Here is a 19018-nt window from a genome sequence, read left to right on the forward strand (position 1 = left end):
CCGCATCTAAGGGCTATCTGGCAGGTTTCTTCATTAAGGTGTGTTCATTGCTCCGGCCTGCCCATTAGGAAGGTGACCAATGCGTATTGACCGTTTGACCAGTAAGTTACAGCTAGCCTTATCGGATTCCCAATCCCTGGCGGTGGGCATGGACCATCCCGCCATCGAGCCCGCGCATCTTATGCAAGCCCTGTTGGAGCAACAGGGGGGCTCGATCAAACCCCTGCTGATGCAGGTCGGCTTCGACATCAACAGCCTGCGCAAGGCGTTGAGTAAAGAGCTGGATCAACTGCCCAAGATTCAAAACCCCAATGGCGACGTGAACATGTCGCAGGACCTCGCGCGTCTGCTCAATCAGGCTGATCGCCTGGCTCAGCAGAAAGGCGATCAGTTCATCTCCAGTGAGCTGGTGCTGCTTGCCGCGATGGACGAAAACAGCAAGCTCGGCAAATTGTTGCTCGGGCAGGGTGTCAGCAAAAAAGCCCTGGAAAACGCCATCAGCAACCTGCGTGGCGGCGATGCGGTCAACGACCCGAACGCTGAAGAATCTCGCCAGGCGCTGGACAAATACACCGTTGACCTGACCAAGCGTGCCGAAGAGGGCAAGCTTGATCCGGTGATTGGCCGCGACGACGAAATCCGCCGGACCATTCAGGTGCTTCAGCGTCGCACCAAGAACAACCCGGTCCTGATCGGCGAACCAGGCGTGGGTAAAACGGCGATTGCCGAAGGCCTCGCGCAGCGGATCATCAACGGTGAGGTCCCGGACGGCCTGCGGGGCAAGCGCTTATTGTCCCTCGACATGGGGGCGCTGATCGCTGGTGCGAAATTTCGCGGTGAGTTCGAAGAACGCCTGAAAGCAGTGCTCAATGAGCTTTCCAAGCAGGAAGGCCAGGTCATCCTGTTTATCGACGAGCTGCACACCATGGTCGGTGCCGGCAAGGCCGAGGGCTCGATGGACGCGGGTAATATGCTCAAGCCGGCATTGGCCCGAGGCGAACTGCATTGTGTCGGTGCCACGACGCTCAACGAGTACCGCCAGTACATCGAGAAAGACGCCGCACTGGAACGCCGCTTCCAGAAAGTGTTGGTGGACGAGCCGAGCGAAGAGGACACCATCGCGATCCTCCGTGGCCTGAAGGAGCGTTATGAGGTCCATCACAAGGTGGCGATCACGGATGGCGCGATCATCGCGGCCGCCAAACTGAGCCATCGCTACATCACCGACCGCCAGCTGCCGGACAAGGCCATCGACCTTATCGACGAAGCGGCCAGCCGCATTCGCATGGAAATCGATTCCAAGCCCGAAGTGCTCGATCGCCTGGAGCGCCGTCTGATTCAGCTCAAGGTCGAATCCCAGGCCCTCAAGAAGGAAGATGACGAAGCCGCGCTCAAGCGCCTGGAGAAACTTCAGGAGGAAATTGCTCGCCTGGAGCGTGAATATGCCGATCTCGAAGAAGTCTGGACCTCGGAGAAAGCGGAAGTTACCGGGTCTGCGCAGATTCAGCAGAAAATCGAGCAGTCTCGTCAGGAACTGGAAGCGGCGCGCCGTCGTGGCGATCTCAACCGCATGGCTGAGTTGCAATACGGCGTGATTCCCGATCTGGAGCGCAGCCTGCAAATGGTCGACCAGCACGGTAAGCCGGAGAATCAGCTACTGCGCAGCAAGGTCACCGAGGAAGAAATTGCCGAAGTCGTCTCGAAATGGACGGGGATCCCCGTGTCGAAGATGCTCGAAGGCGAGCGGGACAAGCTGTTGAAAATGGAGAGCCTGCTGCACGAACGCGTGATCGGCCAGAACGAGGCGGTGGTGGCCGTCTCCAACGCCGTTCGTCGTTCGCGTGCCGGTTTGTCCGACCCGAATCGCCCGAGCGGTTCGTTCATGTTTCTCGGCCCCACCGGCGTGGGCAAGACCGAACTCTGCAAGGCGTTGGCCGAATTCCTGTTCGATACCGAAGAAGCCATGGTCCGCATCGACATGTCGGAGTTCATGGAGAAGCACTCGGTGGCTCGTCTGATCGGTGCCCCGCCGGGGTATGTCGGCTATGAGGAAGGTGGCTACCTGACCGAGGCCGTGCGCCGCAAGCCCTATTCGGTGGTGCTGCTGGACGAAGTCGAAAAGGCGCATCCGGATGTGTTCAACATTCTGCTGCAGGTGCTGGAGGATGGGCGTCTCACCGATAGCCATGGTCGCACCGTCGACTTCCGCAATACGGTGATCGTCATGACGTCCAACCTGGGTTCGTCTCGGATTCAGGAGCTGGTAGGGGACCGCGAAGCACAGCGCGCGGCCGTGATGGACGCTCTGGGCTCGCATTTCCGTCCGGAGTTCATCAACCGGGTCGACGAAGTGGTGATCTTCGAGCCATTGGGTCATGACCAGATTGCCGGTATCACTGAAATCCAGATGGGGCGTCTGCGTCAGCGGCTGGCCGAGCGGGATTTGAGCCTGGAGTTGACGCCAGAAGCGCTGGAGAAGCTGATCGCTGTCGGTTACGACCCGGTGTATGGTGCGCGGCCGTTGAAGCGTGCCATTCAACGCTGGATCGAAAACCCGCTGGCCCAGATGATCCTTTCGGGCAGCTTCATGCCAGGCACCCGGATCAAAGGTGCGGTGGAAAACGACGAGATCGTATTCGTCTGATCACTGCTTCCTATATAGGAAGAACCAAGAGGGGCGCTTCTCAGGAAGCGCCCTTTTTTGTGCACGTGCGCTCCCTGAGGAGGGATCATCCGGTTTTGGGTGTTCGGAAGGGCTGGCCGAAAAAAAGTCGCAAATCATTGTCTTAAAAGCAATTTGGAGGGTTGACACCTGTTTCTGGGAATGTAGAATAGCGCGCCTCAGAGACGTGAACGTAGCGATACGGACAAGTCGAAGAGGCTGAAAATGCAGTAGATTCAGGGCAGTAGGTGCAAGATTCGTTTTGCAGAGAAGTACTGAATTTTTCTGTTTTGAAGCGCGTCAAACGCTACAACTGAAATTGAATACGTTCCGTGATAGCTCAGTCGGTAGAGCAAATGACTGTTAATCATTGGGTCCCAGGTTCGAGTCCTGGTCACGGAGCCAATTTCCAGAGGTAGTACCGTCGGGGTGTAGCGCAGTCCGGTAGCGCGCCTGCTTTGGGAGCAGGATGTCAGGAGTTCGAATCCCCTCACCCCGACCATTATTTGGGTCGTTAGCTCAGTTGGTAGAGCAGTTGGCTTTTAACCAATTGGTCGTAGGTTCGAATCCTACACGACCCACCATTTTTGACCTGGCTTCATCGGGTTGAATCTTAGGGAGTGACGCCCGTTGCGTCATCCGTTAGGCTTCACGTGTTTCATCGGGGTGTAGCGCAGTCCGGTAGCGCGCCTGCTTTGGGAGCAGGATGTCAGGAGTTCGAATCCCCTCACCCCGACCATTTTCGCCCCAGCAGTTCCCGGGCAGAAAATCCGGCTCGCGGCTCAATTAGCCGCTGCAGCCATCAAAAAGGCGTCCTTCGGGGCGCCTTTTTTCATTCCGGTGAGCTCAATCGGAAACCTTTTTAATCCATTCCTCGAACCTTGCATCCGCTTGCTTCTAGGCAAGTGCTGTGAACGGCTACCCCTCGTCGTGGGGGCTGCGAGCGTTTACTTTAACGCTCGCTTCTTCGCCTTATGGCGCGGTTGGAGCGCCTTCCCACGATCTCTCGATGATCCTCTTCAAGTCTGCCGGTAGTGGCGCGAAGTCGAGTGAGCGCGCTTGTTCTTCACCGCTTTGCAGCGTCCACTGGAAAAAGTCCTGAACGGTTTTCTGTCGATCTGCATCTTTGGGATGCTTGTACAGCAGAATGAAGGTGGCGGCGGTAATCGGGTAGGCTTTGTCCCCCGGAGCGTCCAGCAACGACAGGTCAAAATCCTTGGTGTCTTTCCAATCCGCTGTGGCAGCGGCCGCCTGGAAGGAATCCGTACTCGGCGTTATGTAGTTTCCCGCAGCGTTACGCAGAATCCCGTAGTTCAGGTTTTGCTGTTTGATGTACGCGTATTCCACATAACCGATCGAGTTCGGCATTTTTTTCACGTAGGACGCCACGCCCTCGCTGCCTTTGCTGCCGATCCCCACAGGCCATTTGAGCGACGTGCCGGAGCCGACCTTGTTCTGCCATTCAGCGCTGACTTTTGATAGATAACTGGCCCAGTTGAAGGTGGTGCCGGAATCGTCCGATCGGTAAACCACGGTGATATTGCTGTCGGGCAGTTTCAGGCCGGGGTTCAGCGCGCTCAGTGCCGGATCATTCCACTTCTTGATGTTGCCTAAATAAATAGCCGCCAGCACCGGACCGCTGAATCTCAGTGTGCCGGGTTTGATCGAAGGGATGTTGATCACCGGCACCACCCCGCCAATGACGGAGGGAAACTGCTGCAAGCCCAAGGTTTGCAAGTCGCTCGATTTCAGAGGCATGTCCGTGGCGCCGAAATCCACAGCGCCGTCCTTGATCTGCGCCAAACCAGCACCGGAGCCGACGCTCTGATAATTCACCTTGATGCCTGTCTTATGGTCGTAATCGGTGGCCCACTTGAAAAGCACCGGATAAATAAAGGTCGAGCCGGCACCGGTCACTTCCTGCGCTGCAACCACGCCGTGAACCGTATAGAGATTGAGTGCGACGCCAAGGCTGGCGGCCAGCACCATTCGGGAAAGCTGAAGCATGGATGACTTCCTGTGATCGAGCGACATCGGGGATGTGATGTCTTTATGGGATCACAATAATCCGCACATTTTTATGACAGGGCGTTGCCAGAACAGGCGCTCGCGCGGAGTTCTCGGCAAGAATGTGGCCAGCAGGGGGGGCGTGGAGCGTTCCCCCTTGCTGGCCCGAGAGGGTGTCAATGCAGCTTCATTCTCGGCTCGGTGCCGCGGCCGATTCGGCTCCCCAGCATGAGCATCAATGTGCGGAACGTGCCATACAACGCCATTTGGTGCATGCGGTACAGCGAGACGTAGAACATGCGCGCCAGCCAGCCTTCCAGCATCACACTGCCGGTCAGGTTGCCCATCAGATTGCCCACGGCGGAAAACTTCGACAGCGAGATCAGCGAGCCGTAATCCTGGTAGCGGTATTCCGGCAGGGATTCGCTGCCTTCGAGGCGCAGCTTGATGGACTTCACCAGCAACGAAGCCTGTTGGTGCGCCGCCTGCGCGCGTGGTGGAACGTTGCGATCCGTGCCTTTTTGCGGGCATGCCGCGCAGTCGCCAAAGGCGAAGATGTTGTCATCCAGAGTCGTTTGCAGGGTCTGGCGGACTTGCAGTTGGTTGATCCGATTGGTTTCCAGGCCTGCCAAGGCCTTGAGGAACGCCGGCGCTCGAATACCGGCAGCCCAGACTTTCAACGTTGCAGGGATCACCTGGCCAGTGTTGGTCACCAGGCTATCGGCCGTGACCTCGCTGACGGCTGCATTGGTCAGCACCGTGACACCCAACTTCTCCAACGTCTTGTGTACCGGCCCGCCGATCCGCTCGGGCAGTGCAGGCAGCACACGGGGCCCGGCTTCGATAACCGTAATACGCAGATTTTCCGGTTTGATGTGGCCCAGCCCATAGGCTGCCAATTCGTGGGCCGCATTGTGCAGTTCGGCCGCCAGTTCGACCCCGGTTGCGCCAGCGCCGACGATCGCGACGTTGATTTCCTCAGTCACGTCCGCCTCGCTGGCGTGGGCGCGCAGGTAACGGTTGAGCAATTGCTGATGAAAGCGTTCGGCTTGCTTGCGCGTGTCGAGAAACAGGCAATGATCGGCCGCACCGCGGGTACCGAAATCGTTGGTGGTACTGCCGACCGCGATCACCAGCGTGTCGTAACTCAGCGTCCGTGCCGGGACCAATTCGGTGCCTTGCTCGTCGTAGGTCGCGGCCAGTTGAATGCGTTTGGTCTCCCGATCCAGCCCGGTCATGCGGCCGAGCTGGAACTGGAAATGATTCCACTTGGCCTGGGCCACGTAGTTCAGCTCGTCCTCATACGAGTTGAGCGAACCGGCCGCCACTTCGTGCAGCAGGGGTTTCCAGATGTGAGTGAGGTTGGCGTCCACCAATGTGACAGTCGCTGCACCTCGCTTGCCAAGGGTTTTACCCAGACGGGTAGCCAGCTCCAGACCACCGGCGCCTCCGCCGACGATCACGATACGATGAGTCATGGGGATATCTCATAAGGCTTAAGGAATTCTCTCGTGGCGAGATCCGAGCGAGCGCCAGGCAGCTCATAGCGTCAGATCCCTCAACAAATGGCTTAACAAGCCCAGGCCGATCACCACGGCCAGTACCAGCACAAGGAGCAGCCACGGCCGAAAGGGGCGGCGCTCAACCTGGTGCTGGGGCGCGCGAAGATACTCTTCGACACGCTTCTGGTCCTCGGGGTTCAGGCGGCTGGTCATATCGCCTCGTCATGAATATTGATCGGGGTCAGCGGACACCGATTCGTAATGCGTTAGCCTCGTTGACGACAGACTCCGGCTTCGGGTTACACCGGACATCGACAGGTTATGCCGCTTTGTAACATTCGCCCCGGGTTTGCGCTATCAAAGGCTGATGCCGACATCGAATACCACACTGCGGCCCAGGTTGGTCCTCAGGAAATCCGGCGCATCGGGGTGCGCGAACAACACGCGAGCGTAGGTGGGCCCGACCAGAGAAAGGGATCGCCAGCCTTGGCGCAAGTATTCGGTGGGCGGCGGAAAGTGACTGTTGAGGTCCAACACTTCGCGCTTGAGGCTGGCGAAGGCAATGATGTCCAGCTCACTGACGTCCAGTCCGCGTTCTTTGTAGTTATGCGCCTTTTTGCGCAGGGTCGGTGCCAGCCGACGCAGTAACTCCGACGCCGGTATGCGTCTGGGTTTGGCCTCGCGCCGCACCAGTTGGCTGAGCGAGAAGGCGCTGCGGCGACGCTCCAACTCTTCGCGCCATTCGTCATTGAGGCGTCGGCCCTCATCGAGCACGAAAAACACTTCGAAACAGGCGTCGCGGAACAGTACGTCCGGCGGTTCCTGCCCGGCGGGCAAAAAATCGTCGGTGCGATGAGGGATGTTCAGGCCCTGGAGCAAACGCTGGCACACCCAGCGTTCTCGCTCCCATTTGCGCGCATTGGAGAGAAACGTATTGGCTTGCTCGGCCTGGATCGTCAGCAGACGGAGGTAATCGGAATCATCCATGAGGGAGAGCTTAGCGCTCTCGTGTGAAGATGAAACGTTCTGCGGTGCGTTAATTTCAGTGACCACCGCTGCCTTGCCAGTGAATCAGAACCCCGCCGACCCCAATGCCAGCTCTTGCACCAGAAAGTCGATGAAGGCACGGGTCTTCAACGGCACTCGACGCGCCGAGGGATACACCGCGTTCACCGAAATCGCGGGCGCCTGCCATTCACACAGTACTGGCACCAGTCGGCCGTCGGCGACGGCACGCTCGATGATGAAGTTGGGCAGCAGTGCAATACCCATCCCGGACACTGCCGCTTGCGCGAGGATGTCGCCGTTGTTGGCGTGCAGCGGCCCGCTGACCGTCACCCTCTGGGTTTCCTTGCCATTGCACAGTTGCAGGCTGATGCCGCTCTGCAAGTAGCCATAGCTGAGGAATTTGTGGTTTGAGAGCTCCTTGGGCGACTGCGGTGCCCCGTGTTTGGCCAAGTACTCCGGCGAAGCCACCATGATGCGTGGCGCGGGTGCCAGCGAGCGGGCAACCATGGAAGAGTCCGGGAGGCTGGCGATGCGGATGGTCACGTCGAAGCCGCCCTTGACCGGATCGACCTGCTGGTCGCTGAGCACGACCTGCAGCTCGACATTGGGGTGCAACTCATTGAAACGGGGCAGCAGCGGGCCCAAGCGGCTCAAGCCAAATGACATCGGCGCATTGACCCTCAGCACGCCCCTGATTTCGCCCATTCCGGTCCGCGCCCGTTGTTCGGCCTCATCCAGCGATGCGATGACGTCTCGACACGCGTCGTAGTATTCGGCCCCTGCCTCGGTCAGATGCAGGCTGCGTGTGGTGCGCTGTAGCAACTGCACGCCGATGGCTTCTTCCAGGGCCTGAATCTGTTTACTGACTTTCGAGCGAGGTACGTCGAGCGCTCGGGCTGCGGCGGCGAAGCCGTTGGCCCCTACAGTGGCCACAAAAGCGCGCATGCAATCGATACGGTCCATCGGTGTCCCTGATATGGAAACAATGAGTTCCGATTCTATGGGATTGTTCCTTTATTGGCGAGTCCGTAAATTTACTCCCAAGCCAGCAAGCAACCAGCTCAACGAACAAGACCCCTGAGCTAGAGCGGCCAACCATTACTGACTCTCATCGAATCGAAAAGGAATACGCCATGTCCATCCGCGAACTGCTGAACCCAACCAACTCCGCTCTGATCCTGATTGATCACCAGCCACAGATGGCCTTCGGCGTGCAGTCGATCGATCGTCAAACGCTGAAGAACAACACCGTGGGACTGGCCAAGGCTGCCAAGATTTTCAACGTCCCCACGATCTACACGTCGGTCGAAACCCAGAGTTTCAGCGGCTACATCTGGCCGGAATTGCTGGCCGTGCATCCTGATCAGCAACCCATCGAGCGGACCTCGATGAACTCCTGGGAAGACAAGAAGCTGGTCGATGCCGTGAAGGCGACCGGCCGCAAGAAGCTGATCATCGCCGCGCTGTGGACCGAGGTCTGCCTGAACTTCCCGACGCTGGATGCACTGGCTGAGGGGTACGAGGTGTATATCGTCACCGATGCGTCGGGCGGCACTACCAAAGAAGCGCACGACATGTCCGTACAGCGCATGATTCAAGCGGGCGCTGTGCCGGTAACCTGGCAACAAGTGCTGCTCGAATTCCAGCGCGACTGGGCTCACAAGGAGACCTACGACGCGGTCATGCAACTGGTGCTGGAGCACAGCGGCGCCTACGGCATGGGTGTCGATTACGCCTACACCATGGTGCACGGCGCCCCACAGCGCAAAGTGAACTGATCACACTGGGAAAACGCAGATCCCCACACCCGACGGCGGACTTAAAACCACGCCCTCGGGTGTTTTGTGCAGGGCGCTGGACGGTCATTCTTAGTGTTGCCGAGGCTCGAGCTCACCGGAAAACAACTCATCTTCGGCATCCGGCGCAACCGGAATGGCATGTTCTTCCGAGGCCCATGCCCCCAAGTCGATCAGTTTGCAGCGGTCAGAACAGAACGGCCGGAATTTGCTCTCAGGCGTCCATTCCACCGGGGCTCCGCAGGTTGGGCAATTGACGGTCATTGGTTGGCTCATCAGCGGCCTCCACGCAAAGTTAAATAAAAGTGATGCAACCGCTCGACTTCGCTTCGCAGCCAAGCTGGGTCGCGGTCATTGACGATCACGTCGTCCGCACGGCTCAAACGTTCCTCACGACTGGCTTGGGCATTCAGGATCGCCCGGACCTGCGCTTCGTTGGTCTGGTCGCGCAACAGCGTGCGTTGGATCTGCACCGCTTCAGGCACATCGATGACCAGCACCCGCTGCACCATCTGATGTTGGGTCGTCTCCAGCAAAAGGGGGGAAACAAGAATCGCGTAAGGTGACTCAGCGCGCGCCAGATACGCCCGGATTTCCTCGCGGATCAGCGGATGCAGCAACCCTTCCAGCCAGACTCGCTGCTGCGGTTCCTGGAAAATCAGTTCGCGCAGCGCTGCGCGATCAAGCGTCCCATCGGCTTGCAGAACGCTCTGCCCAAAATGCTCCGCAATCTGTGCAAGAGCAGGGCGACCAGGTTCCACCACCCAGCGCGCCGCCTGATCGGCGTCCACCAGGTGGATACCCAGATCGACGAAACATTGCGCTGCCGCACTCTTGCCGCTGCCAATGCCGCCTGTCAGGCCGAGAATCCAGGGTTGTGCTACGGAAGAGGTCATCTGAAACCGGCGATCTGCAGATACGAAGTCGTTATTTGATCACCCCAGAGCAATGCGATCCACCCCGCAATGGCCAGATAAGGCCCGAACGGAATCGGCGTGCCGCTTTGCGCGTCGCGTAAACGCAGCAGAATCAACCCCAATACGGCCCCGACGATCGACGACAGCAGAATCGTCAGCGGTAAAATCTGCCAGCCCCCCCAGGCGCCGAGCATGGCCAGCAATTTGAAATCGCCGTAACCCATGCCTTCCTTCCCAGTGACCAGCTTGAACAGCCAGAACACACACCACAGCACCAGATAACCCGCAACGGCGCCCCACACCGCGTCGCTCAATGTCGCAAACAACCCGAAGGCGTTTACGATCAACCCCAACCACAACAGCGGCAACACGATTGCGTCCGGCAACAACTGGTGGTCGGCATCGATCAGGCTCATCGCCAATAGCCCCCAGCTCAACACCAACACCGCCCCCGCCTGCCAGCCGAAGCCGAAATGCCAGGCCACGAACGCGGACAATACCCCACACCCCAACTCAACCAGCGGATAGCGCTTGCTGATCGGCGCCTTGCAGTTCGAACACTTGCCCCGTAGCACCAGGTAACTGACGACCGGAATGTTCTCCCACGCGCGAATCCGGTGAGAACAGTGTGGGCAGCGGGAATGGGGGAGGATCAGATTGAACGTCTCGCCTTGCGGCTCAGGCGGCAGCGCCAACATTTCCCGCGCCTGAACCTTCCAGTCGCGGAGCATCATCATCGGGAGGCGGTAAACCACCACGTTGAGGAAGCTTCCGACGAGGAGGCCTAATACGAAGGTGCAAAAAACGAAGGCCAGCGGGGAGCTGGCCAGGAGGTCGGGGAGGGACATGTTAAACGACGTTTCCGAGCTGGAAGATGGGAAGGTACATCGCGATTACCAGGCCGCCCACGATGACACCGAGAACTGCCATGATCATGGGTTCCATCAGGCTGGTGAGGCTGTCGACCATGGTGTCGACTTCTTCTTCGTAGTAAGTGGCAACTTTATCAAGCATAGAATCAAGCGCGCCGGACTCTTCACCGATCGCGGTCATCTGCACCGCAAGCATAGGGAAGACACCAGTGCTGCGCATGGAGAAGTTGAGTTGCATGCCGGTAGAAACGTCTTGCTTGACCTTCTGCACCGCATTTCTGAATACGACATTGCCGGTCGCGCCTGCTACGGAATCGAGTGCGTCAACGAGAGGTACACCGGCGGCGAAGGTCGTGGCGAGCGTTCGGGCATAGCGGGCGACTGCTGATTTATAGAGCAACGGGCCGATGACCGGTATTTTGAGCAACGCACGGTCAACTTGGTCGCGAAACTTAGCTGAAGTTTTGTAGGCCCGTTTGAAAGAAAAGAACGCAACGACAATCGCCAGCACAAAGATATACCAGTAGCTTTGGACTGCCTCTGACAGGCCTATCACCATGAGCGTGAATGCAGGGAGTTTTGCACCGAATCCGGCAAACACTGACTGGAATTGCGGGACGACCTTGATGAGCAAGATACCCGTGACGATGAACGCGACGATCACGACTGCGATCGGGTAGGTCATGGCTTTTTTGATTTTGGATTTCAGCGACTCTGTTTTTTCTTTGTAGGTCGCAACCCGATCAAGCAAGGACTCCAGCGCCCCCGCCTGCTCACCGGCATCAACCAGATTGCAGAAGAGGTCATCGAAATAGAGGGGCTTTTGTCTTAAAGCTGTTGCAAAGCTATGACCCGCAGCGACTTCTTGCTTGATGTCATCTACCAATTTGCGCATGTTGGGATTCGCAGATCCTTCGCTGATAATGTCGAAGGACTGCAGTAAAGGGACGCCGGCTTTCATCATCGTCGCCATCTGGCGGCTGAAGAACGCGATATCCAGCGGTTTGATCTTCTTCCCCGAACCGAAGATCGACACCGATTTTTTTCTGACCTTCAGTGGGTTGATGCCTTGCTTGCGCAACTGCGCTTTGACCAAGGCGGGGTTATGACCGTTGATCTCGCCTTTTTGCTTGGCTCCCTTTCTGTCCAAACCCTCCCACACGTATACGCTGACTTTTACTGCTTTGGTCGCCATGCTTAATCCTTGGTCACCCGATTGATTTCCTCAAGGCTCGTCAAGCCTTGCATGGCCTTGAGCAGGCCAGAGGTGCGCAAGTCATTGAAGCCGTCTTTGCGCATCTGCTCGGAAATTTCGATGGAGTTGCCCTCCGCCATGATGATGCGCTCCAGGGCTGGCGTACTTTTGACCACTTCATAAATCCCTACACGGCCTTTGTAGCCCGCATTGCACTGCTCGCATCCCACTGGAGAGTAAAGCTTGAACGAGCCAATTTTCGACTCCGGGAAACCTTCGGCAACCAATGTTTCGCGGGGTATCTCGACCTCTTTTTTGCAATGGGGACATAGCTTGCGGGCGAGCCGCTGGGCGATGATCAGGTTTATTGCCGTTGCAATATTGAATGCAGCGACACCCATGTGATGCAGGCGGGTGAGGGTTTCCGCGGCGCTGTTGGTGTGCAACGTTGAAAGCACCATGTGCCCAGTTTGCGAGGCCTTGATGGCGATTTCGGCGGTCTCCAAGTCGCGAATCTCGCCCACCATGATGACATCTGGATCCTGACGCAGGAACGCACGCAGTGCCTGCGAGAAGTCCATACCCTGCCGAGGGTTAACGTTGACTTGGTTGATACCCTCAAGGTTGATCTCGACCGGATCTTCTGCTGTTGAAATGTTGATGTCCGGTGTATTGAGAATATTCAAGCCGGTGTAAAGCGACACCGTTTTGCCCGAACCTGTTGGGCCCGTGACCAAGATCATGCCTTGTGGCTTGCTCAGTGCGTCCAGATACAAGGCTTTCTGTTCCGGCTCGTAACCCAACGCGTCAATGCCCATCTGGGCGCTGGTCGGGTCCAGGATCCGCATGACAATTTTTTCACCCCACAGCGTGGGAAGCGTGTTGATCCGGAAATCAATTGCGCGATTCTTGGATATCCGCAATTTGATACGGCCATCCTGTGGTTTACGCCGTTCGGAAATATCGAGGCCAGCCATCACTTTCAGGCGAGCGGCGATACGGCCTGCTAGTTGAGTCGGAGGCTTGGCGACCTCATGAAGAATGCCATCGGTGCGCAGACGAACACGGAAAACCTTTTCGTAAGGTTCAAAATGTAGGTCAGATGACCCCAAGCGAATGGCGTCCATCAACATCTTGTTGACGAAGCGAACGACAGGGGCGTCGTCAGCGTCTTGGCCGCCAATCGATGCCTCTTTGCTTTCGTCTACGGTTTCAATTTCCAGCCCTAGATCAACATCCGCTAGGTCGCCCATGCCTGTATGGGAATCGAAGAGTCTGTCGATTGCCAGCGTAAGTTTATCGTCCTCAACCAAGATCGCTTCAGTATTGAGTCCGGTACTGAACTGGATGTCAGTGATGGCTTGATGATTCGTGGGATCCGATATTCCTATGAATAATTTGTTACCCCGACGCCACAAGGGTAGCGCGGAGTGCTGGCGGACCAGCTTTTCGCTAACCAGCCCCTTCGGTTGGCCGTCTTTGTCCAGAGTGTTGAGGTCGAGAAAGGGCAGTCCAAATTGCTCAGACGCCAGTTCCGCGAGGGTTAAGCTTTTGACTAGCTTGCTCTGCACCAAATAGCTGACCAAAGAGATCTTTTCGCTCCGAGCCCGTTGAAGGGCCTGCTGAGCATTTTTTTCGTTCAAGAGTTCGGCCACTACCAGTTGCTTGGCCAAACCTGTGAGCACGACATCATTCATCGAAACCACCAAACACGGACAGTGGTTGGTTTATAGCGCAGTCGAGCTTTGCTGCCAATTAAACGGAGCAAGGGCTGACAATATTTGTCACTTTTTGATCAAAATTGTAGGTGTTTCGTCGTGCCACCGAACCCCAGTTCACAGAACATTCCTCATTTAGAGTTGGCATGAGATATGCGTGGTTGGCACCGTGCAAGACCAAAAAATTGACGATTGGAGAAGTACGTTATGCAGTCACAAAAAGGTTTCACTCTTATTGAGTTGATGATCGTAGTTGCGATCATTGGTATCCTCGCTGCTGTCGCGATTCCTGCCTATCAGAACTACACACTGCGCGCCCAAGCTAGCTCCCTATTGGCGAGTCTTGATTCAGCCAAGGTTGCAGTTGCGGAAAACTGGAGCCAAGGCCTGACCGGAACGTCTCTTTGCAACGCTTCACCAACTGGTACGATCGCGAACTGTACTGGCAGCGGCACTCTCACCGCCTCCCGCACAAACCCAACGGTCAGCGTGACGTTAGTCCCTAGTACTGCTAACGCCTCTGTGACCGGCGGGAACATCTCTTGGACTTGTACGGTGAGTCCTGCTACTGCGAACCCAGGCAGCGCTTGTACTGGCTCTTAACAATCATCGTTCAAAAAAGGCGCACATGTGCGCCTTTTTTAATATCCTAATAGGGCGTCCTCTAGTTGATTGCGAGTTTTCGTTTAGAAAGCGGATATTGGGCTGTTATTGGGCTTCTTCTATTGATGCCTATTACCGTCCCGTATCTTTATGGTCATGATTGGCAGCGGTTAGTTCAGGTTGTTATCGCGGTTATAAGCTTGATCGCTATAATTATTCAGCGGAAAACTTCGGTAGAGGGGGCGCCAAAAGCGTTCGATTCAGTAGGTATTCTATTTGCGGTACTGCTGTGTTTGGCTCTGTCTTCATGTTTGCTCGCGGATCAGCCATATTGGGCTTTTTGTGAAGTGTCGCTGATGATTGGGTGTTATACTATTGCTTATTGTGTGGCGCATTCAAGATTACAAGTTGGTCGTTCAATAGATAATTTTCTGATTGCAGTCGTGTTGATTTCTTGTTGTGCCAAAACCCTGCAATTTATCGTGTCGGTGCTGGCCGGTTACACCAGTTCGGCCCAGACTCTAGACCTGGATTTGCTGCTTGAAGGATTTTCCAATCGCCGTTTTTATGGCCAGTTTCAGACCCTTACTTTGCCGCTTTTGGCGTGGCCGCTCATTCTCTCCGACGTAAAGCGCCCTGTCATAAAATGGATTTTCGTATTGCTTGTCTGCTGGTGGGTTATCGCAATTGTGGGGGGGACGCGTGGTACTTGGCTAGGCATGGCAGTCGCCGCTATTTTTGTAGGTTGTTTGGGTAAAGCTGGCCGACGATGGGCTTTGTGGCAACTAGGTGCAATGCTTTCAGGTTTGGGCTTGTATTACATTGTTTTCGTCTTGATGACCGATGCTGTCGGCATATCACTTGTGAACACTGCGGGCGGTCGCCTAACTACTTCCCTTTCTGCTAGGGACATTATCTGGCATCAAGCGTGGGAAATGATTAAGGCGCGACCTTTACTAGGTTTCGGTCCGATGCATTTTTCCAATATCCCTAACCCCATTGCCGCACATCCGCATCAAATATTTCTGCAGTGGGCTAGTGAATGGGGAATCCCGTCTACTCTGCTAGTGGGGTTTTTAATGCTTCGAGGAATGCGCTCGGTCTTATGGAAAATAAGAGCTGATCGCGCATCGGATGATCCTCTCAATCTTCTGCGGATATGTTTATTCGCCAGTTTAGTCGGCTCCCTTACCCAGGGGATGGTGGATGGGGTGATTGTCATGCCCTATTCGCAACTGTGGCTAGCAATTGTAACCGGGTGGCTTATGGGAATTCACAGGATTAGCAGTGACCACCGACCTAGTAATGGTCGGTTGCGGCAGCTTGGGCTCGCTGCGGCATTTCTTGCTGTTGGATTTCTTGGCTATGTGACGGTTCACGACTTCCCGACTCTTCGGTTGCGTAACGAGCAATATGCACATGACTTTGGAGGGAATTTCCAACCCCGGTTCTGGATGCAAGGCGTCATCGCGTCCAAGCCTCAGTAAAGCTTGCCGCCAATGGAGTGTCCTGATAGCTTCCATCACCATGCCGAAATAGCTCAGTCGGTAGAGCAGCGCACTCGTAACGCGAAGGTCGCAGGTTCGATTCCTGTTTTCGGCACCATTTCCCACCGGCGCGATGGATGGCAACTCTCAGCTTGGAAAGGGTGAGGTCCTCGCGTTTGCTCACCAAGGTTTCGCGACTTTTCTCAGCCGTCAAAAAGAAGGTCGAGTGGATTTTTTCTATAGGTTAACGTTTCTGCCATCGTTGAATTGTGTAAAAAACCTCCCTGGATTTTTCACCTGTCAGGTCCGATGCTAATGGAACTGGTGCAGCGCCAGATGCTGCTCAAGCGTCTTACGCCATTGATGATGCAGTGGGGCGTGACGGCGTATTCGGCGGCAGTTTCGTTAGGGCTTTCTGTGCTGTTCGCAAGGAGCATGGGGTCAAGCGCCTTCGGTCATTACACCTACATTTACGTGCTGGCGAGCGTCCTCGTGCTGGCCCAGGATGCCGGGTTTAATACGCTTCTGCTTCGCGAGCGGGCTGCGCCTTCTGCAAGTCTGCGATCTCATTGCAGCCAGCTTCCTACTGTCGCGGTGTTGCACCTACTCGTTACCACCGGCCTGTTCATCGTCTTCGCAGGTGTCTGTTCCAACTGGATCGATGCTCCCTCGCTGATGTCCGGTATCGTATGCTTCGCCGCAATTATGCTGATGCAGTGGCAGTCATCATGGTTGAAAGGGTCGGGAAAATTTGAGCGCGATGCCGTATTTCTTTTCTGCAGTCGTACTGTCAGCGCAATATTTGTTTTGGTTGCGGTACTCACGATCGGCCCTTCTCCATCTGTGATATTCCTTGCATGGAGCGCAGGCTTGCTACTGTCGTTGGCGCTGCATTACAGGCACTTCCCGACGCTAGCAGCCATCGAGTGGCAATTCCCAACGTGGGCCTATCGCAGCTCGCTGACCTTTTTTGCAGTTGGTCTCGCCTCTACCCTCTATCATCAGATAGACATCATCATTTTGAGAAACCTGCTGGGGGAAATTCCGGCCATCGGTCACTATGCAGTCGCTACGCGTATCCACGACGGATTGATGTTGCTCGCGACACCCGTTGTATTGATGTTGTTTCGACGCATGAGAGTATTGGCTATGCAGCCAGGAGCGGGTAACCGTTTTAGCCGAAACGCCATAATTGGCGCCTTGCTCATCGGGACCTGTCTGGCGGTGGTTGGCTGGATCTTTGGACCTTGGATTGTCGGAATACTTTTTGGGAATGTCTATGCCGAAGGCGCCCATAAGTTAATTCAGTTGTTGTTCCTCGCGTTGGTCTTCGCGTTGCCGAATTTTGTCTTGGAGCAGAATGCGATTGCTACGCAGAATGAGCGGCTGCTTGCCTTTGGCTTCTTGTTAGCTGTTGCGATTAACGTGGCTCTGAATTTTTATCTGATCCCTACCATTGGGGTCGAAGGGGCGGCGTGGGCAACAATTTTAACTGAAGTGGTCCTTTGCGCGATTTTGACCCATGGGCTAAGACGTGAAGTGTTTTCTTGAAGCGCTTTGAGCAGAAGTGGGGCGTCATGGCAGGGCTCAAATCCCAGTCTGATTAGCGCAGCGCACTCGTAACGCGAAGGTCGCAGGTTCGATTCCTGTTTTCGGCACCAAACAAAAAGCCCGGTCCTCAGGACCGGGCTTTTTCTATTCGGCTGGCCCGACCGAAAAGCAGGGCGGGCTAAGCGGTCACATGGACCAGTCATCCACGACTTTGTTCTTGTCGAACCAAACCGACAGGCTATCGCTGTGGTGTTCGGTGTCGCCAGAAATTTTGCCCGAAGCGGTATTGGCGGCATTCGATGCGTTATTGGCGTGATTTGTCATGCTCAGGGCGCTGGAGACGGCGCTGGCCCCTGGGATATAGCCAACCAGGTTGGCGGCGTCGCTAAGGTTACCGTTTTTGTTGTATCGCCAGTTCACATGGCCGCTTGAGGTGGTGAACTGCGAATCAGGCACGCCATAAATCGCCTGAACTTCGCTCTGCGTCGTTTTGTGAGGAATGATGTGGTTCTTGACGTAGGTGGCGCTGAACTTGTCTTCGCCTCCCATGGTGCTGCAACCGGCGAGAAGCGTCACGGCGAGCAGGCAGAGGAGTGTTCTTTTCATGGCTGTTTCCCTACAAAGAGTGAAGTTTTCAAGCGCGTTGCTTGGAGCAAACGGCTTAGCGCTCGCGAGTGTAGCGCCTGTAAGAAAAATCTTACAAACGCACAAATGAGCACTGCGTCACATTTTCGGCCTGGTTGTGGAGCATTTGGTCGTCAGAAAAGTCTGCAGTTGGAACTTTCCGAGTAAGGCCCGCAGCAAGCCTCAATTTCAAACGCTCAACCTCATCGACAAGTCCACAGCTTTCACGTCTTTGGTCAGCGTGCCGATCGAGATGTAATCCACGCCCGTTTCGGCGATGGGGCGCAAGGTTGCGTCGGTAACGCCGCCGCTGGCTTCGAGCTTGGCGCGGCCGGCGGTGAGGCGGACGGCTTCGCGCATGTCGTCAAGGCTGAGTTCGTCGAGCATGATGATGTCGGCGCCCCCGTCGAGGGCCTGCTTGAGTTCGCTGAGGCTCTCGACTTCCACTTCGACCGGTTTGCCAGGGGCGATTTTGTGCGCGGCAGTGATGGCCTCGGCGATGCCGCCGCAGGCTGCGATGTGGTTTTCTTTGATGAGGAACGCGTCATACAAGCCGATGCGATGGTTGTGACAGCCGCCGCAGGTTACGGCGTATTTCTGAGCCAGGCGCAGGCCAGGAAGGGTCTTGCGGGTGTCGAGCAGTTTCACCTGGGTATCGGCGACCCTGTCGGCATAGTGCTGCGAGCGAGTGGCCACGCCAGAGAGCATTTGCAGAAAGTTGAGGGCGCTGCGCTCGCCGGTGAGCAATGAACGGGCAGGGCCTTCGAGGTGGAACAGCGCCTGATTGGGGGTGACCCGGTCGCCGTCGGCGACTTGCCAATGCACGGCCACGCGCGGGTCCAATTGCCGGAACACGCTGTCGACCCACGCGCAGCCAGCGATCACCGCTGCATCGCGTGAGATGACGGTGGCCTTAGCCAATCGCTCGGCAGGGATCAACTGCGCGGTGATGTCACCGCTGCCCACGTCCTCCAGCAATGCACGGCGTACATTGGCTTCGATTTCAGCGGTCAGGGCGGCAAGACGTAGGTTCGGCATATCGGACTCCACTTACTAAGTGCTCGGAGTATAAGGCA

Annotated in this window: 17 protein-coding genes and 5 tRNA genes; 10 read left to right on the top strand and 12 right to left on the bottom strand. The window is 56.3% G+C overall.

Features of this window, described 5'->3' with window-relative positions; all coding sequences use genetic code 11:
* The first annotated feature begins 79 nt into the window (after positions 1 to 79).
* From clpB to N5D61_RS16535, 5 genes are all read left to right on the top strand, one after another.
* Entirely contained in the window at positions 80 to 2644 is a 2565-nt protein-coding gene (gene clpB / locus N5D61_RS16515) for an ATP-dependent chaperone ClpB (protein ID WP_108237884.1), read from the top strand.
* A gap of 347 nt (positions 2645 to 2991) precedes the next feature.
* Positions 2992 to 3067: transfer RNA gene (locus tag N5D61_RS16520), tRNA-Asn, on the top strand.
* A gap of 20 nt (positions 3068 to 3087) precedes the next feature.
* Positions 3088 to 3164: transfer RNA gene (locus N5D61_RS16525), tRNA-Pro, on the top strand.
* Positions 3165 to 3170: 6 nt separating this feature from the next.
* Positions 3171 to 3246 (top strand) — tRNA-Lys (locus N5D61_RS16530).
* 78 nt (positions 3247 to 3324) lie between these two features.
* Positions 3325 to 3401 (top strand) — tRNA-Pro (locus N5D61_RS16535).
* A gap of 233 nt (positions 3402 to 3634) precedes the next feature.
* On the opposite strand, the gene pstS is transcribed toward N5D61_RS16535, so the two are convergent.
* The 5 genes from pstS to N5D61_RS16560 form a co-directional block, all read right to left on the bottom strand.
* Complete coding sequence (pstS, locus tag N5D61_RS16540) at positions 3635 to 4651, bottom strand: phosphate ABC transporter substrate-binding protein PstS (RefSeq protein WP_279893648.1); 1017 nt, start codon at positions 4649 to 4651, stop codon at positions 3635 to 3637.
* Between the two features lie 194 nt (positions 4652 to 4845).
* Positions 4846 to 6147 carry an NAD(P)/FAD-dependent oxidoreductase gene (locus N5D61_RS16545; RefSeq protein WP_279893572.1) on the bottom strand — a complete coding sequence of 434 codons (1302 nt, stop codon included), beginning with the start codon at positions 6145 to 6147 and terminating at the stop codon, positions 4846 to 4848.
* Positions 6148 to 6210: 63 nt separating this feature from the next.
* Entirely contained in the window at positions 6211 to 6384 is a 174-nt protein-coding gene (locus tag N5D61_RS16550; RefSeq protein WP_108237887.1) for a DUF3094 family protein, read from the bottom strand.
* Positions 6385 to 6528: 144 nt separating this feature from the next.
* Positions 6529 to 7158 carry a DUF1780 domain-containing protein gene (locus N5D61_RS16555; protein ID WP_108237888.1) on the bottom strand — a complete coding sequence of 210 codons (630 nt, stop codon included), beginning with the start codon at positions 7156 to 7158 and terminating at the stop codon, positions 6529 to 6531.
* Between the two features lie 84 nt (positions 7159 to 7242).
* Positions 7243 to 8142, bottom strand: coding sequence for a LysR family transcriptional regulator (locus N5D61_RS16560; RefSeq protein WP_108237889.1), 900 nt, complete (start codon positions 8140 to 8142; stop codon positions 7243 to 7245).
* Positions 8143 to 8312: 170 nt separating this feature from the next.
* On the opposite strand from N5D61_RS16560, the gene N5D61_RS16565 reads away from it, so the two are divergent.
* Entirely contained in the window at positions 8313 to 8957 is a 645-nt protein-coding gene (locus N5D61_RS16565) for a hydrolase (RefSeq protein WP_108237890.1), read from the top strand.
* A 90-nt stretch (positions 8958 to 9047) separates the two neighbouring features.
* Here N5D61_RS16565 and yacG read toward each other — a convergent pair whose 3' ends face one another.
* From yacG to pilB, 5 genes are read right to left on the bottom strand one after another with little or no spacing between them, the layout of a single operon-like run.
* Positions 9048 to 9251: a DNA gyrase inhibitor YacG gene (gene yacG / locus N5D61_RS16570; protein ID WP_108237891.1), complete on the bottom strand. Its 204-nt coding sequence runs from the start codon at positions 9249 to 9251 to the stop codon at positions 9048 to 9050.
* Positions 9251 to 9871 carry a dephospho-CoA kinase gene (coaE, locus tag N5D61_RS16575; protein WP_108237892.1) on the bottom strand — a complete coding sequence of 207 codons (621 nt, stop codon included), beginning with the start codon at positions 9869 to 9871 and terminating at the stop codon, positions 9251 to 9253. Before coaE ends, yacG begins: the two co-directional genes overlap by 1 nt.
* Positions 9868 to 10740, bottom strand: coding sequence for an A24 family peptidase (locus N5D61_RS16580; RefSeq protein ID WP_108237893.1), 873 nt, complete (start codon positions 10738 to 10740; stop codon positions 9868 to 9870). The genes coaE and N5D61_RS16580 overlap by 4 nt, the downstream gene beginning before the upstream one ends.
* Position 10741: 1 nt before the next feature.
* The gene (locus N5D61_RS16585) at positions 10742 to 11959 is read right to left on the bottom strand and encodes a type II secretion system F family protein (RefSeq protein ID WP_108237894.1); all 1218 of its coding nucleotides are present in this window, start codon (positions 11957 to 11959) and stop codon (positions 10742 to 10744) included.
* A gap of 2 nt (positions 11960 to 11961) precedes the next feature.
* Positions 11962 to 13656, bottom strand: coding sequence for a type IV-A pilus assembly ATPase PilB (gene pilB / locus N5D61_RS16590; protein ID WP_108237895.1), 1695 nt, complete (start codon positions 13654 to 13656; stop codon positions 11962 to 11964).
* 228 nt (positions 13657 to 13884) lie between these two features.
* On the opposite strand from pilB, the gene N5D61_RS16595 reads away from it, so the two are divergent.
* From N5D61_RS16595 to N5D61_RS16610, 4 genes are all read left to right on the top strand, one after another.
* The gene (locus N5D61_RS16595; protein WP_108237896.1) at positions 13885 to 14280 is read left to right on the top strand and encodes a pilin; all 396 of its coding nucleotides are present in this window, start codon (positions 13885 to 13887) and stop codon (positions 14278 to 14280) included.
* Between the two features lie 65 nt (positions 14281 to 14345).
* On the top strand, positions 14346 to 15767 hold the full coding sequence (locus tag N5D61_RS16600; RefSeq protein ID WP_279893573.1) for an O-antigen ligase family protein: 1422 nt from the start codon (positions 14346 to 14348) through the stop codon (positions 15765 to 15767).
* A gap of 42 nt (positions 15768 to 15809) precedes the next feature.
* Positions 15810 to 15885: transfer RNA gene (locus N5D61_RS16605), tRNA-Thr, on the top strand.
* Between the two features lie 197 nt (positions 15886 to 16082).
* Positions 16083 to 17318 carry a polysaccharide biosynthesis C-terminal domain-containing protein gene (locus tag N5D61_RS16610; RefSeq protein ID WP_279893574.1) on the top strand — a complete coding sequence of 412 codons (1236 nt, stop codon included), beginning with the start codon at positions 16083 to 16085 and terminating at the stop codon, positions 17316 to 17318.
* Between the two features lie 186 nt (positions 17319 to 17504).
* Here the strand turns inward: N5D61_RS16610 and N5D61_RS16615 are convergent, their stop codons facing one another.
* On the bottom strand, positions 17505 to 17924 hold the full coding sequence (locus N5D61_RS16615; RefSeq protein ID WP_108237899.1) for a hypothetical protein: 420 nt from the start codon (positions 17922 to 17924) through the stop codon (positions 17505 to 17507).
* Positions 17925 to 18131: 207 nt separating this feature from the next.
* Positions 18132 to 18980 (bottom strand): carboxylating nicotinate-nucleotide diphosphorylase, encoded by an 849-nt coding sequence (gene nadC, locus N5D61_RS16620; RefSeq protein ID WP_279893575.1) that lies wholly within the window; start codon positions 18978 to 18980, stop codon positions 18132 to 18134.
* Positions 18981 to 19018 lie beyond the last annotated feature (38 nt).

Source organism: Pseudomonas sp. GD03842, from assembly GCF_029841165.1.
Classification (GTDB): domain Bacteria; phylum Pseudomonadota; class Gammaproteobacteria; order Pseudomonadales; family Pseudomonadaceae; genus Aquipseudomonas.

What these genes read in the sequence shown, in the direction of transcription:
- N5D61_RS16585 (WP_108237894.1), bottom strand. Translation starts at nt 11,959, where the DNA reads ATGGCGACCAAAGCAGTAAAAGTCAGCGTATACGTGTGGGAGGGTTTG.
- N5D61_RS16550 (WP_108237887.1), bottom strand. Translation starts at nt 6,384, where the DNA reads ATGACCAGCCGCCTGAACCCCGAGGACCAGAAGCGTGTCGAAGAGTAT.
- N5D61_RS16610 (WP_279893574.1), top strand. Translation starts at nt 16,083, where the DNA reads ATGGAACTGGTGCAGCGCCAGATGCTGCTCAAGCGTCTTACGCCATTG.
- N5D61_RS16560 (WP_108237889.1), bottom strand. Translation starts at nt 8,142, where the DNA reads ATGGACCGTATCGATTGCATGCGCGCTTTTGTGGCCACTGTAGGGGCC.
- N5D61_RS16565 (WP_108237890.1), top strand. Translation starts at nt 8,313, where the DNA reads ATGTCCATCCGCGAACTGCTGAACCCAACCAACTCCGCTCTGATCCTG.
- pilB (WP_108237895.1), bottom strand. Translation starts at nt 13,656, where the DNA reads ATGAATGATGTCGTGCTCACAGGTTTGGCCAAGCAACTGGTAGTGGCC.
- N5D61_RS16545 (WP_279893572.1), bottom strand. Translation starts at nt 6,147, where the DNA reads ATGACTCATCGTATCGTGATCGTCGGCGGAGGCGCCGGTGGTCTGGAG.
- N5D61_RS16580 (WP_108237893.1), bottom strand. Translation starts at nt 10,740, where the DNA reads ATGTCCCTCCCCGACCTCCTGGCCAGCTCCCCGCTGGCCTTCGTTTTT.
- pstS (WP_279893648.1), bottom strand. Translation starts at nt 4,651, where the DNA reads ATGGTGCTGGCCGCCAGCCTTGGCGTCGCACTCAATCTCTATACGGTT.
- nadC (WP_279893575.1), bottom strand. Translation starts at nt 18,980, where the DNA reads ATGCCGAACCTACGTCTTGCCGCCCTGACCGCTGAAATCGAAGCCAAT.
- N5D61_RS16615 (WP_108237899.1), bottom strand. Translation starts at nt 17,924, where the DNA reads ATGAAAAGAACACTCCTCTGCCTGCTCGCCGTGACGCTTCTCGCCGGT.
- N5D61_RS16555 (WP_108237888.1), bottom strand. Translation starts at nt 7,158, where the DNA reads ATGGATGATTCCGATTACCTCCGTCTGCTGACGATCCAGGCCGAGCAA.
- N5D61_RS16595 (WP_108237896.1), top strand. Translation starts at nt 13,885, where the DNA reads ATGCAGTCACAAAAAGGTTTCACTCTTATTGAGTTGATGATCGTAGTT.
- coaE (WP_108237892.1), bottom strand. Translation starts at nt 9,871, where the DNA reads ATGACCTCTTCCGTAGCACAACCCTGGATTCTCGGCCTGACAGGCGGC.
- clpB (WP_108237884.1), top strand. Translation starts at nt 80, where the DNA reads ATGCGTATTGACCGTTTGACCAGTAAGTTACAGCTAGCCTTATCGGAT.
- yacG (WP_108237891.1), bottom strand. Translation starts at nt 9,251, where the DNA reads ATGAGCCAACCAATGACCGTCAATTGCCCAACCTGCGGAGCCCCGGTG.